The organism is Neomoorella stamsii (assembly GCF_002995805.1).
GTDB lineage: Bacteria > Bacillota > DSM-521 > Neomoorellales > Neomoorellaceae > Neomoorella > Neomoorella stamsii.
The window spans coordinates 88,177-101,976 of record NZ_PVXL01000072.1 but is presented as its reverse complement, the minus strand read 5'-3'; the positions used below and the strand labels follow the sequence as shown (position 1 = coordinate 101,976).

Below are 13,800 nucleotides of genomic sequence, written 5' to 3'. Positions count from 1 at the left end.
GTCGAAGCCGCCTGGCATTACCGGCGACTACCGGCAATAGGTTATGGGCTCAAGAAACGCCAAGAAGGACAACCAGAGAAGATCAAGGCCATCTCCTGGCAGGCACAACACCGGCTTAATTTAAAGTTCCGCCGCTTAACAGGAAGGGGCAAAATTAAGCAAGTAGCAGTAGTAGCGGTAGCCCGGGAATTACTAGGCTTTATGTGGGCGATAGCCCAGGAAGTAAAGCAGGAAGAAAAACTCGCCAAGATTGCTTAAAGCATTAACCCATAACTTCACTAGTGTCCAGACCCAGCCAGTTGCAAGTTATTGCCAATACCAATTATCACAAGCAGGGTGTAGGAGCCAGTAGGTGGCGTTCGGCAGCGGTAAGGAGAACCCCCGGCACCTCCTATGTGCCAGGCGTATTTTGACCTGATGCACGATTATAGACCGGGGCAGTTCCCGACGCATAAACGTCTTGTGGTAGCCAATCCACGCATATCAGGTTGAGCAACCGTCGATTAAGCCCAACCCACCTATTGCCCCCTGCACCCTGGATGAGGGGTGGGATAACAAAACAAGAAAAATAAAGCGCAATCCGCCCGGCAGCTTTTGCATTATAGGGCGGGTCGCTGCGCCAGTCAAGGGTAAAGCCTTACGGCCCGCTACGCGGCCCTTGACAGGCTTGCTCCCCGCCCAGGATTGGGCTGCCAGAGCCGGCGGAAAGAGTTAAAATCCGTAGACGTCCAACTTTGATTGCTGCCTTAAGCAGTGGGTGGATATTTCTGTCTCTAAAACAGGTTTCGCAAAAAAATTTCGGAGGGGCTTGACAAGGCCCTTCCATATCAGGAGATAAGTCGTCATCAACTTGACAACGAGGAACCGGTCAAGGTGTTGACAAAGAACCATTACCACCATGTCACCGCATGGCCAATCCACAAGGGTGATATAGATCCATGTCATAATGCTAACAGGGAAACGTCGAAATACGGTGTCCCCAAGGTGATATGTCAGCAAATAAACATGGCGATATGGAAACAAAGCATGCTTTTGAAATTGCCAGGCAGCGGCGTGATAGAAGCAACCACGGCCTTACGAAACCTTCCCCCCTGCGTCATCGACGCTCTTTTGAGCGGCGCGATTACAAGGATAATCCGAGAACAACTTCACGCCGCTCGAGAATGGTTGCTGCGGGGCGAGGGGTAACCTCAAAGTAAAAGAATATCTTGAAACAAAATTACGCCGCCCCAAGCTAATAGCGGCACGAAAAGGTGTTAATCAACTAATTCTATTATGCTTTCAGCAGCAACGCTCCAGCGTTCTTTGGTAGCTTTTCGCTCGACAACAACGTGAGTTGAAGGAAAAAGGCAGCAAATATCAACGACCTCTATAATGCCGCCATCCCTGTCAAAATAAGTTTTACCTATTAGCTGGCGATGGTTAGGTAAAGGTTTACCGGTCCGGACATCGACTTCAACCCAATTCGTGAATTTGTGTTGAGTCATATTTGTTTTCCTCCGCAAGGTAAGTATCAGGCTAATGACAGAAAAGCCGGCCAGTCACACGAGCGGCGCGAGTGCCGACGCCGCCCAAACCGTGGAAACAATAGAAACATCTCAATATGCTGATAAAAAACCTAGTCAAAGTCATCATGCCACTAACTCAGCATGAGGTTACCCCTGCCTTTGGAAAGCCTTCTGTCGCTTCCAAGATACAACAATCCCACTGCCTATATTCAACAATATTTCTGATTTACGAGCGCCAGTTCTAAGGTTTGATAGAATAAGTTATTATAGCTTAGACTTGCTCAGTATTTCTTAGAAAATAATGGGAAAAGCAAATGATTCGCTAAAAGGTGCCCCAGAAAATAATTTCTGTCAGGTTGTTATTTTCTTTCCTGAGGCGTCCCGTTTTTGAGGTCGGATCGGTCCTGGAAAAGATAACGGAAATCTTTTCATGCAATTCAGCGGCGTACAACATTCCTCGGGAGTGCCTTGGGTTACCAGCGCTTCCAACTGCTTAGATAGTTTATCCCTTGATTCAAAGGTCCGTGCTGTCATACATTATGTGACACAGCTTGAGCCCTTGTCTCTCAAGGTTTTTCGACGCTTTTGTGATACATCAGCCCTCTTTTGCGAGGTTCGGTGTGACACATCCCTATTCCTTGTGCCGCCAGGGGATCCTGCGCTTCCTGTGACACATGGTTGTTTATGAAAGCTCTTCTTTATCAGGACTGCCTTGAACCTCTTCTTATGGTTTCTTCTACGCTGCTCAGCTGTCCGTCGATTTCGTTGAGCGTCTTCTGGATGGCCAGCCAGCGAACCGGGTGCAAAGGGATTGCATGGAGCTGCTCTTCAAGATTGACAAACCTGTCTTTGAGATTTTTGCATAATGCCAGCGTTTTCTTAATTGCTTCCATGAAAGATCACCTCTCTTTAAATTATAACTATGGATAAGTTATGGACAAGATTGGATAACAACAAGAGATACCTCGTGTCAAGCCGCAGCGCCGTGCGATATGCCTGAGTTCTGATGTGATTCGTTTTAAAAATTTGCCGAATATCGGCCAAAATCAGCGCCAGTTCTTCGGTTTGATAGAATAAGTCGCTATAGCTTTTGTTTAATCAATCTAGCTTAGAAAATAATGAGGAAATAAAAAATCTCCCTAAGGGGAACCCATAGAAAATAATTTCTAAGGTCCGGTGTTATTCTTTTATTTTTTTCCTTTTAATACGGGCAAATGATACCTAAAATTTTTTGTATGCTACTCCAATAGGCTGAAATTATTTCTATGCCGGTCAAACTTCGGGCGGGGCGCCACCGTGCCGCCTGCCCTTACGTCCCGCGTATTCCTGCCGTTTGCCGAATGAGGCGGTGCTGCGAAAAGTGCGGCCTTCATGTCCAGTATTGCTCACGGATTTTCACCCCTTCCAAGGACAGCTCTCGTAAGCTCCTGGACTTCCCGCGCGGGGGATTCGAAGAGACGCTGCAATTCGGAATTAATTCCAGGATAAGGTCTTCTCCAGGGCAATAAGCCCTTCCATGCCCTCAATTGGCCTGCCAACCACAGGTACCGGTCGAGTTCCCGAGTGGTCACGGGAAAATCCAGGGCATCCTTCAACGCTGAAAAGCCCGCCGCAAACTGCTCATACGAGAGCCCTTCCCTGCCCTTCCCATTCAAATGGTATGTGAGCATCTTAACCGCATACGAGTCGTAAATCGGGAATTGATTCGGATCAATAAAAAAGTGGGCGAATTTGGATGCAAAACTCCGGAACGTCCATGTTATGTGCTTTGACCCCTTGACAAATTTCACTTTTGCCAGCTCCTCTACGAGGGCGGAAGTAGCCGGTAACGTGGTATTTCCCAAGACGCTGCATAAGTGTTCGGCCACCTCTACTACGGCGTAAACCTGGGTTCCGTAGAGGACGTTGACGGCTGCCGCTTTGAGCAAGATCGATTTGAAATCGAAGTCCGGAAAAGACCGGGCAAGGGAATCCAGCGCTTCATCCGTCGCCTGCCACCCCTTGCATTTCTGGTATAATTGCAGGGCAGCTTCCATCTGCCGGCGTTCAAGAGGAACGGCCGGTTTTTTAGTCATCACTCACTTCATCTCCTCCTGATATGATCTTAGTTTTTGGGCAATAAAAAAAGCCCCTCACCTGAACAGTGAAGAGTGTTGGAACAGAGGCTATTCGGGGAAAGGAATCACCTTATCCAGCGGAACGCGATATCTTCCCTGGTAGCAATGAGGTCGAACTCATGGTGATCCGCAGTTACAAGGCTAGCACCGCGGACTTTTGCTTCCGCGGCTGCTATTGAGTCCGCTAAAGACAACCTGTAAGTCGCCTTCAACCTGCCGGCCTCCAGAAAAACCTCCTGGGTAATCTCAGTGACTTCGGTAACAGGTAGTGCCCGTATTTTTTCCAATGTCTGTTCACTTATCTCCGGGCCTACTTCGCGATAGATACCGTAGTAAACCTCCAGCAGGTTTAGCCGGTGCAGGAACAAATTGGGCTCCTGATGATTAGATTTTCGCAGCAGTTCTTCCACAACATCCGCACCAGCTTCGTCGTTCAGAAAGGCGATGAGGGCACAGGCATCAAGCACATAATAATCGCTCATGTTTCCAGATCCTTTTCCAATTGCTTGGACTGCAGGTATTTCTCTACGTTAAAGCCCTTTCCCTTCAAAATCCCCCGTGCCTCACGAATTGGATCTTCCACAGGTTTTAGAAGAAATCCCTCGCGCACCTCCACGATGGTTACTCGCTTACCTTTCAGTTTTCGCGCTACCTCTGCCGGCAAATTCAGTTCGTCCGCATTCACTTCAGGGGTTAGCAACAGCTTCACCTCCAGTATAGAGACAGGCCAGTCCCTTGAGCCATTCCTTTGAAATAGTATCTATTGACAGTTGTTCTTGAACGGTCATCTTCATTATTCGCAATATCGGCCTTGCACGGGATTTTGCTCCTCTCCGGTAGGAACAGTGCCTTTTGTAAGATTATACCACAAAGAACGCCCTGATCTCAACCATTGCTCGCGCTTCCTTCGTTTTCTTAGAAATGGTAATTATTTCTCCCCGGGTCGTCCATAGAGACCCCCGGCATAAACTGAATTAATGAAAAAAGTGCAGTTATTTGCTTGATAATTGGAATCTGCTTCGAGGTACCGGTAGGCTTAGAGGTGGAAGGGTTTTTGCCCGGCCACCGGGCCTTAATAGGAGGTGGGAGCCATGGCCAAGCGGGAATTTGAGGTGATCATAACCCGCACCGGCTCCCAGGATGAACGCGAACAAGCCTACCGGGAAGCGATTCGCTTTCTTCTGTTCCGCCTTCCTGAACAGAGCAGGAAATTCCCTGAAGTGCGTCAAAGTAAAGTCAAGCTGAAGGAGGGGCAGGGAACGTGACCGCTGCACTGATATATTTACGAGTGTCCACTGAGGAACAGGCCGAACGCGGCTATTCCATTGCGGCGCAGCGGGAGGAATGCAGGGCCAAGGCTCAGGAATTAGGCGCAACTGAAATAACAGAATTTGTAGACGAAGGGGTTTCGGGCTCAATCTTAGAGCGCCCCGCCCTGGTGGCGGCGCTGGAAAAGCTTAAGGCCGGCGGCATCCGCTGGTTTATTTGTTTAGACACCAGCCGTTTGTCGCGTAGTGTGGCCCACCAGCTTCTCCTGATCGATGAGATTAAAAAAGCGGGAACGGAGCTGATTTTTGTCAACTCCAAGTTTACCGACACCCCTGAAGACCGTTTCCATTTAACCGTACTTAGCGCCGTTGACGAATACGAACGGGCCAGGACCAGGCTCCGTTCCTTAATTGGTAAGAGAGCCAAGGCAAAAGCGGGGAAACTTACTCACAGCCCTGGACTTTACGGCTATGAATTTGATAAAGAAACAGATACCCTCCATATTATCGAAGAAGAGGCTAAAATCATCAGGCTTATGTATCAATGGTTCGTTTCCGAGGAAGACGTCAGCCCGTATGAAATAGCGCGGCGATTAAATGCCATGGGCATCCCCAGTCCCAAAGGCAAACAATGGACCAAACAAACGGTCAAACGTATTTTGGCCAATAGCGCCTATGCCGGTATCCTGTATATCCGCCGCTATGATACTAAGGACGTCAAGTTCAATAAATATAAGCCGCCTGAAGAAAGGGTAAGCCGAAAAGAAAGACCCCGCGAAGAGTGGGTCCCTATTTCTGTCCCCACCATTATTGATAAACAAACCTGGGAGGCAGCCCAAAAGCGTTTTGAGAATTCCCGAAGGCGCTGGCGCAGCTACAGCGCTTACCCTTATCTTCTTTCGGGCCTTATGCGCTGCGGAAAATGCGGCGCGACTATACACGGGAATCTTGTTACGTCAAAAGGAAATAAGAGGGCTTATTACGTCTGCACTGCGAAATCGCCAGGCATACCGGGTCGGGAACGCTGTAAATCCCAATATCTTAATGCTCCGGAATTAGAAGAGATCGTTTGGGAAAGAGTCTCAGGTTGGCTGACAAATCCGGAAAGGCTTCGCGCGGAGCTGCAGGCCGCTTTCCCTGACGAGACCGGCAAAGCTTTGGAAATCGAGCTTGCCACCATCGAAAAAGAATTGGTTCAAGCCTCCAAAGAACGGTCACGGGTAGCGACCATGTTCCAAAAAGATTTGATCCCGGAAGTTGAAATGGAACAGCGGCTTAAGGAAATAAAGGAGCGCTGGGAGTACCTCTCGCGCCGCCGGGAGCAAATTTTAAAGGAACTTTCCCGGCACGACCTGGCGGCGCAGGAATTGGAACGGTTAGAAGAGCTTGCCGCCCAGGTCGGAGATGCTCTTGAGGCTCTTTCTCTTGAAGAAAAAAAGCGCCTGGTTAATCTCTTGATTGAAGAGATTACTGTTACCGGGAAACGCATTGACATTAAAGCCAAAATTCCCGACACTATACCCGAAAACGTAGCCATTCTCGAAACTGCTGCTGCGGGCAATGGTTTCTACGGTAGACACGACACTACACATCGTTGACCCCAAGAACCCGGGTGCGGTGGATGAAATCATCCACCTGGGCGACTACTGGGACGAGGATAAGATGCGGGCCAGCAAGGAGCAGGTTCTCCAGGATAACGCCCGCATCAGCCGTCTGTACCGCATTGCCTATAGCGCTTTAAAGGAGGCCAGGGTGATCAGGGATGAGTGGGAGAGCTATGTAGCCGAGAGCATGCTCTTACCCCGGGTCTACCAGGCCAAGGCGGAGCTCCTCGAAGCTATTTTTGCCGGGGTGCGGCCCCGTTATAACCGGCCAGCCAGGGAACGCCATCTCTTTGCCACTGCCCTGACGCCCCAGGGGCTGGTCACCGGTAACGTGGAAACCCTGCTCCAGGACATCCGGCGGCTTTTTACCATTGCCGGGGACCCGGGTACCGGCGTCCCGGGGATCCTGGCCGCTGTGGCACGACTGGCCCACGAGAAGGGCCTTGATACCGAAGTTTACCACTGCCCCTTTGACCCCAATAACATTGATATGGTCATTATCCCGGAAATCCAGGTGGCGGTGATGAACTGGCAGCCGCCCCATGATATTGATGTCCAGGCCATTCCGGGGCTCCAGGTGGCTATGGCCGTAGATTTAAACCGGTTTATCGACCGGGAGCATTTAAGCCTTTATGGCAATGAAATTGCCAGCGCCATTGTCCGTTACCAGGCGGCCCTGGACCGGGCCATTGCCCATATCCGTGAGGCGAAACTTACCCATGACCATATGGAAAGTTATTACATCCCGGCCATGAATTTTGCAGCCATTAATGCCAAACGGGAAGAAATCCTCCAGCGCATCCTGGGTTATGCAGCCGAAATCCTGGGTCAGGTATAGTCGGGTAGTAGGGTTTGGTGGCCGCTTCCAAATATAAAACTGGAACCCTGAAAAAATTGTTGAATCCTGCCTGGGCGGATGTTATAATCAATCTGAATAAGTAAAGAGCGTCCTTTTACCGGGGCGCTTTCATCATTATAGAGAGGGGAAGCTAGTTTATGGCCGGTGGCCGGGAGTTAATTTTACAACAGGCTACTGATCTGGGAGTCAAGTTTATACGCCTGCAGTTTACTGATATCTTTGGGGTTTTAAAAAATGTAGCCATTACAGTCGAGCAGCTGCCCAAGGCCCTCAACAATGAACTCATGTTTGATGGCTCATCCATTGAAGGTTTTGTCCGCATTGAAGAATCAGACATGTACTTACGACCGGATCCCTCCACCTTTACCATCTTTCCCTGGCGGCCCAACGGCGACGCTGTGGCACGGCTCATCTGCGATGTTTACAATGCTGACGGCACACCCTTTATCGGCTGCCCGCGGGGAACCCTGAAACGGGTTATCGCCGAAGCGGAAGCCCTGGGCTTTACCATGAACGTTGGACCGGAAGCAGAATTTTTCCTTTTCCATACCGACGCCAGCGGTCGGCCAACCCTGGAGACCCACGACCGGGCCGGTTACTTTGACCTGACACCGGTTGACCTTGGTGAAGACGCCCGGCGAGATATGGTCCTGACCCTGCAGCAGATGGGCTTTGAAATCGAGGCTTCCCACCATGAAGTGGCCCCGGGCCAGCATGAAATCGACTTTAAGTATGCCGACGCCCTGCGGACGGCCGACAATATCGCCACCTTCAAGTTCGTGGTGCGGACCATTGCCCAGCGCCACGGCCTCCATGCCACCTTTATGCCCAAGCCCATTTATGGTATAGCCGGTTCGGGCATGCACTGCAACATCTCCCTTTTCCGCGATGGGAAAAATGCCTTTTATGACCAGGAAGACAAGCTCCAGTTAAGTGAAATTGCCTATTACTTTATCGGCGGTCTGATGGCCCATGCCCGGGGTATGACGGCCATAACTAACCCCACGGTTAACTCTTATAAACGCCTGGTATCAGGGTACGAGGCGCCGGTCTATATTGCCTGGTCACCCCAAAACCGCAGTCCCTTAATCCGCATCCCGGCCAAACGGGGCCTCTCCACGCGGCTGGAGGTACGCCACCCAGATCCCTCTGCCAATCCCTACCTGGCCATTGCTGTCATGCTGAAGGCCGGCCTGGACGGCATTAAAAACCGGATTGAGCCCCCGGCACCGGTTAACGAAAATATCTATGATATGGACAAGGATACCCTGAAGCAGCGGGGCATTGCACTCCTCCCGGGCACACTGGATGAAGCCCTGGACGAACTGGAAAAGGACGCGGTAATCCAGGAAGCTCTGGGTCCCCATATCTACCAGCGCTTCCTGGAAGCCAAACGTATCGAGTGCGAGGAATACCGCACCCGGGTGCATCAGTGGGAAATAGACCAGTACCTGACCAAGTTTTAGTTTAGGAAACGCAAACGCATCAGAACAGGGAGGAAGTACAGAATGAGTTACCAGATAGCCATCATCGGCGGCGGGCCCGGCGGCTATGTGGCGGCCATCCGGGCGGCCCAGCTGGGGGCCAGGGTGGTAGTAATCGAACAGGACGCTTTAGGCGGCACCTGTCTCAATCGCGGCTGCATCCCCACCAAGGCGTTGCTGGCCGGGGCAGCCCTGGTGAAGGGTATCCAGGGAGCGGCGGCCTTTGGTATTGACGTTAAGGATTACCGGGTGGACTATGCCCGCCTGGCGGCGCGCAAAGACGCCGTGGTCAAGCAGTTGACCCAGGGTATTGCCTACTTATTTAAGAAAAATAAAGTTGACCATATAAAAGGGCGAGGCTTTCTCAAAGGCCCCGGCCGGGTAGAAGTGGCCACCGCCGAAGGGACGGTAGAAAATATCGAGGCCGAAAACATTATCCTGGCCACCGGATCGGAGCCGGCCCTGATTGCCGCCCTGGGCTATAACGGCAGCAGCGTCGTTACCAGCACCGAGGCCCTGGCCTGGACGGAAGTGCCGGCAGAACTTCTCATTATCGGCGGAGGGGTCATTGGCTGCGAATTTGCCACCCTTTTTGCCACCCTGGGGAGCAAGGTCACCATTGTGGAAATGATGCCTACCATCCTCCCCATGATTGATAGTGAGATTTCCAAGCGCTTCAGCATGATCCTGAAAAAGGCCGGGGTAGAGATAAAGACGAAGGCCCAGATTATTTCAGTTCGGGAAGAAGACGGCCGGGTAAAGGCCACATTGGCTGACGGTCAGACAGTAACTGCTGACAAGGTGTTGATCTCCATCGGTCGCCAGTTCAATACCCGGGACTTAGGCCTGGAAGAAGCCGGGATAGCCCTGGGACCAAAAGGTGAAATAATCGTCGATGAATATATGCGCACCAGCGTACCGGGCATCTACGCCATCGGCGACGTCACCAACAAAATTCAACTAGCCCATGTCGCCTCGGCCCAGGGCCTGGCGGCAGTGGAGACTATCATGGGCCGTCCCACGAAAGTCAACTACGACGCCGTGCCCAGCTGCATCTATACCCTGCCGGAGATTGCCGGTGTCGGCCTGACCAGAGAAGCAGCCGAAGAACGGGGGCTAAAGGTAAAGGTCGGTAAATTCCCCTTCCTGGCCAGCGGCAAGGCCCTCTGCAGCGGGGAAACAGAAGGCATGGTCAAGATAATTGCCGAGGCAGAAAGCGACCGGGTCGTAGGCGTCTTTATCATGGGACCCCATGCCACGGAACTCATTGCCGAGGGCACCCTGGCTGTGAACCGGGGGATTACGGCCACCGAACTGGCAGCCACCATCCATGCCCATCCCACCCTGGCCGAAGCCGTTATGGAAGCCGCCGAGGCTGTGCATGGGATGAGTATCCATTCGTAAAAGCGAGGTTTCCTAAGGAGTTCCTTATGGGCGCTGCACCCTCTCCCTGAAACTATGAAAATCTATGCTGTACTTGAAGTCGAATCCTTCTACCAGGAAGCACCACTTTAGGGAGAAGTCTTTTTCCAGGGAGTTCATCAAGGGGGCCAGGACCCTATCTGCATCGCGGGGTATCTATAAACTAGCGAAAGCAAAGGGGTAGGAAAATGGCTACGTCATCGGTGGTAGCGAGGCACAAGCGCCTGCCCTCATGGTTGCACAAGCGTATACCCTCTTCCGGGGATATAGAAGCCACCCGGCGGCTCCTTGCCGGCCTGCATCTCAACACCGTTTGCCAGAGCGCCCTCTGCCCCAACCAGGGTGAATGTTTTGCCAGGCGTACAGCGACCTTTATGATCCTGGGCAATATCTGTACCCGCAACTGCCGCTTTTGCGCCGTAGAGCACGGCCGGCCGGAAACAGTGGACCAGGATGAACCCGAGCGTGTGGCCGAAGCGGCGCGGCGCCTGGGTTTAAAGCATGTGGTTGTAACATCGGTAACCCGGGACGACCTGCCCGACGGCGGCGCCGGCCATTTTGCCGCCACCATCAATGCCCTGCGAGCCGCCCTGCCGCAGGCCTATATTGAGGTCCTGACGCCAGATTTTCGCGGCGACAAGGAGGCCCTGGCCACCGTGGCCAGGGCGAAGCCGGATATTTTTAACCACAACGTAGAGACGGTACCGCGGCTCTATCTCACGGTGCGGCCTCAAGCTGACTACCGGCGCAGCCTCCAGGTTCTTAAAAAAATGAAGGAGCTTGACCCGGCCATCTATACCAAGTCCGGCCTGATGGTAGGCCTGGGAGAAACCATAGACGAAGTTTTACAGGTAATGACCGATCTCCGGTCGGTAGACTGCGATATCCTGACTATCGGCCAGTACCTGCGGCCTTCAGCCGGGCACCTGGAGATTAAGGAATTTGTAACCCCGGAAACCTTTGCCTGGTACGCTGAAAAAGGCCGGGAAATGGGCTTCCTCTATGTGGCCTCTGCCCCTTTTGTTCGCAGTTCTTACCATGCTGCCGAGTTTAGTGAGAAAGTGGCCGGGGTGAAGCCCTCCTGCTCTTGACATGCTGGCCTTTTTCGGGCATAATATATTACGTCACTGGGAAGATAAAAACAAAAGGGTTCGTAGCTCAGTGGGAGAGCACCTCCTTGACGCGGAGGGGGTCGCAGGTTCAATCCACCGGATACACACCCTATATACCATCTTTTCGGGCGCATAGCTCAGTGGGAGAGCACTTCCTTGACGCGGAAGGGGTCGCAAGTTCAATCCTTGCTGCGCCCACCATCAGAAAGTCATGGTGGTCCTCGTTATAGTAGCGGGGACCACTTTTTGTTTCAGGTGGAATAAATCGATTTCGATATAATCTTCATAAACAGTAACCCGCTTTACCACATTCCTTAATGCCTGGCGGCGTTCTACGGGGGCCAAGTGCGTCCAGCCGGCGGCAAGATGGGACAATTCTTCCTTCAAAATTCTAATGTCTTCATCGAGAGTAGCATTCTGGGCTTCTACATGGGAAATATCTTCCAGCCTGGATTTAAGCGCCGCTTCCTGGGCTAGGTATTCCTGGTTTTTCGCCGTAAACTGTTCCCGCGTAATTATGCGGTGGTCATAGTAATCGGAAAATAGTTCCCGCATAAGCCTCTGTACCCGTTCCAGTTCCTCCAGCAGCTTCGGCCTTTCGGCAGACATATTCTTTACCCGTTCCTGGTAGGATTCTTTTAAATCCCTGTAGGCATATTCTATCAAGCGGCTTTCATTCGCCAGCAGGAAAAGCTCCTGAGCAATACGTTCTTCCAGGCTGTCCGCATCCAGGATTTTCGACGGGCAGGCCGTGGTACTTTTCCTTCTTTTTGTCTGGCACACATACCGCCGGACATGCCTGCGTCCGTGGTACTGGATTTGGAAGCTGTAATGGCCGCAGTGGGCGCAGTAAAGCAAGCCGGTCAGCAGGTGGGTACTGGCCTGGGTACGGTTGGGGATGTCTTTCGTCTTTTGCGCGGCGTTGAAAAGGGCCTCGTCAATAATAGCAGGGACGGCGTCTTTAATTGTTTCGCCGGCATAATTGAGCTCGCCAATGTAAATCCGATTGGCAAGCATATATTTAACCGAATGCTCGCTCCAATAGTTGCCCCAGGCGGACCCCCGCCGAGGTTTATAACCGCGCATATTTAATTCCTTGGCGATGGCCAGGACGCCATAACCTTCGGCCCGCCGCCGGAAAGCCAGCCTTACCGCTTCGGCTTCCTTTTCATCTATCACCAGCTGCTTGTCTACAGCTTTATAGCCATAGGGTGCGTGGCCGCCGTTCCAGCGGCCGCGTTTTGCATTGGCTATTTTGTTATCCCGCACCCGTTCACTTATCATCTCTGACTCGAACTGGGCAAAGTCCACCAGGATATTTCTTAGTAACCGGCCGGTCGGACTGTCGGTATCAAAGTTCTGGCTGATAGAGATTAGGGAGCAGTTATACTGCTCCAGGATTTCCATGTAGTGATGGAAGTCCTTGACATTCCGGGCAAAACGGTCCACTTTGTATACGAGTACGCAGTCCCATTTCCCGGCCTTTACGTCCTCAATCATTTGCCGGAAGGCCGGGCGCTTGTCGCTCCGGCCGGAGATGTCCAGGTCCTCATAGATATGCAGCAGGTCGGCCCCCATCAGCCTGGCCTGAAGTTCGGCCTTTTCTTTCTGCTGTTCCGGGGAAACGCCGTCTTCCTTTTCGCGGGAAACGCGGATGTAGGCGCAGGCGCGTTTGTGGTCGGGCATTAGATTTATAGATGCGCCTCCTGAATATTTAATTTCATTTTCATTAACGTAAGCGTACTTCATCAGTTTTTACCTTGTTAAGTATTCCTAAATGGATATTGTAATTATCGGCAATACGGTATATATTCCCTGGATCTGTTACATGCCTTTCCGCAAGCCCTTTCCAATCAACCTTCTGGGCCAAATCACGAGTTAATACAATTTTTGTAACAACTTCTGTGCTGGTTTTGCCATATTGGTCAGTCATATCAGCTTGAGCAAAAATACCTAATTGCTCAATTTTAGGATTTTGGAATAAAATGCTGGCAGCAACAATTGCTGTTCCGCCAACTCTTTTAACAAAATCCGTCTCGTCCCATGCGGTATCCGCTTTATAATAAATCAAGATGCTTTTCTGTCCTTCTTTCGCATGATTTTCTATAGATATTTGGGTAATATTTTCCGGGAATTTAAGGTCTTTTGATATTGGGTTGGCCGGAGCTTCTCCTGATAAAGCGGATCTGATATTTTGCTCTGTAATTTCTGCTGTTGGCCAGTCAATAGAAGCCTGTTTTTGGGATGAAGTGGGTTCAGGGGGGCTAGTTTTTGTTTCCTTATCGCCACCTCCGAAAAGGGAACCAACTATACCTAGTAAAATAACAACTGCAATTATAGTTAAACACCCACATCCCATTTCTTTTTTCTTCGGCTTTTGTTCTTCGCTCATTTATACTTCCTCCTTTTATTTAGCAGTATTTACC

13 protein-coding genes, 1 tRNA gene and 1 pseudogene are annotated in these 13,800 nt (G+C 51.3%); 8 read left to right on the top strand and 7 right to left on the bottom strand.

Translation table 11 applies throughout. The annotated features are described in order from the left end of the window. A pseudogene (locus MOST_RS17405) lies at positions 1-258 on the top strand (IS110 family RNA-guided transposase); the annotation flags it as partial. A gap of 998 nt (positions 259-1,256) precedes the next feature. On the opposite strand, the gene MOST_RS15480 reads toward MOST_RS17405, so the two are convergent. The 5 genes from MOST_RS15480 to MOST_RS15460 form a co-directional block, all read right to left on the bottom strand. Next, a complete protein-coding gene (locus MOST_RS15480) occupies positions 1,257-1,487 on the bottom strand; it encodes a hypothetical protein (RefSeq protein WP_054936971.1) in 231 nt (76 codons plus the stop codon). Between the two features lie 722 nt (positions 1,488-2,209). Next, complete coding sequence (locus MOST_RS15475) at positions 2,210-2,401, bottom strand: hypothetical protein (protein ID WP_054936972.1); 192 nt, start codon at positions 2,399-2,401, stop codon at positions 2,210-2,212. Between the two features lie 492 nt (positions 2,402-2,893). Further along, positions 2,894-3,583, bottom strand: coding sequence for an HI_0787 family protein (locus tag MOST_RS15470; RefSeq protein ID WP_054937046.1), 690 nt, complete (start codon positions 3,581-3,583; stop codon positions 2,894-2,896). Positions 3,584-3,690: 107 nt separating this feature from the next. Next, on the bottom strand, positions 3,691-4,107 hold the full coding sequence (locus tag MOST_RS15465; protein ID WP_054936973.1) for a type II toxin-antitoxin system VapC family toxin: 417 nt from the start codon (positions 4,105-4,107) through the stop codon (positions 3,691-3,693). Continuing rightward, positions 4,104-4,334 carry a hypothetical protein gene (locus MOST_RS15460; protein WP_422879894.1) on the bottom strand — a complete coding sequence of 77 codons (231 nt, stop codon included), beginning with the start codon at positions 4,332-4,334 and terminating at the stop codon, positions 4,104-4,106. The genes MOST_RS15465 and MOST_RS15460 overlap by 4 nt, the downstream gene beginning before the upstream one ends. A 382-nt stretch (positions 4,335-4,716) precedes the next feature. Between MOST_RS15460 and MOST_RS17520 the strand changes: the two genes are divergently transcribed. The 7 genes from MOST_RS17520 to MOST_RS15425 all read left to right on the top strand — a co-directional run bounded on the left by MOST_RS17520 (position 4,717) and on the right by MOST_RS15425 (position 11,575). Continuing rightward, positions 4,717-4,890, top strand: coding sequence for a hypothetical protein (locus tag MOST_RS17520; protein ID WP_170067058.1), 174 nt, complete (start codon positions 4,717-4,719; stop codon positions 4,888-4,890). Further along, on the top strand, positions 4,887-6,491 hold the full coding sequence (locus MOST_RS15455) for a recombinase family protein (protein ID WP_054936974.1): 1,605 nt from the start codon (positions 4,887-4,889) through the stop codon (positions 6,489-6,491). Before MOST_RS17520 ends, MOST_RS15455 begins: the two co-directional genes overlap by 4 nt. Then, on the top strand, positions 6,454-7,335 hold the full coding sequence (locus MOST_RS15450; protein WP_181950131.1) for a hypothetical protein: 882 nt from the start codon (positions 6,454-6,456) through the stop codon (positions 7,333-7,335). The genes MOST_RS15455 and MOST_RS15450 overlap by 38 nt, the downstream gene beginning before the upstream one ends. 158 nt (positions 7,336-7,493) lie before the next feature. Continuing rightward, on the top strand, positions 7,494-8,822 hold the full coding sequence (gene glnA, locus MOST_RS15445; protein ID WP_054936975.1) for a type I glutamate--ammonia ligase: 1,329 nt from the start codon (positions 7,494-7,496) through the stop codon (positions 8,820-8,822). A gap of 42 nt (positions 8,823-8,864) precedes the next feature. Next, positions 8,865-10,244, top strand: coding sequence for a dihydrolipoyl dehydrogenase (lpdA, locus tag MOST_RS15440; RefSeq protein ID WP_054936976.1), 1,380 nt, complete (start codon positions 8,865-8,867; stop codon positions 10,242-10,244). 206 nt (positions 10,245-10,450) lie between these two features. Further along, positions 10,451-11,353: a lipoyl synthase gene (gene lipA / locus MOST_RS15435; RefSeq protein WP_054936977.1), complete on the top strand. Its 903-nt coding sequence runs from the start codon at positions 10,451-10,453 to the stop codon at positions 11,351-11,353. A 147-nt stretch (positions 11,354-11,500) separates the two neighbouring features. Beyond that, positions 11,501-11,575 (top strand) — tRNA-Val (locus MOST_RS15425). Here the strand turns inward: MOST_RS15425 and MOST_RS15420 are convergent. Next, the gene (locus MOST_RS15420; protein WP_083476657.1) at positions 11,576-13,123 is read right to left on the bottom strand and encodes a recombinase family protein; all 1,548 of its coding nucleotides are present in this window, start codon (positions 13,121-13,123) and stop codon (positions 11,576-11,578) included. Further along, positions 13,104-13,766 (bottom strand): hypothetical protein, encoded by a 663-nt coding sequence (locus tag MOST_RS15415; RefSeq protein ID WP_054936979.1) that lies wholly within the window; start codon positions 13,764-13,766, stop codon positions 13,104-13,106. Before MOST_RS15415 ends, MOST_RS15420 begins: the two co-directional genes overlap by 20 nt. Between the last annotated feature and the right edge of the window lie 34 nt (positions 13,767-13,800).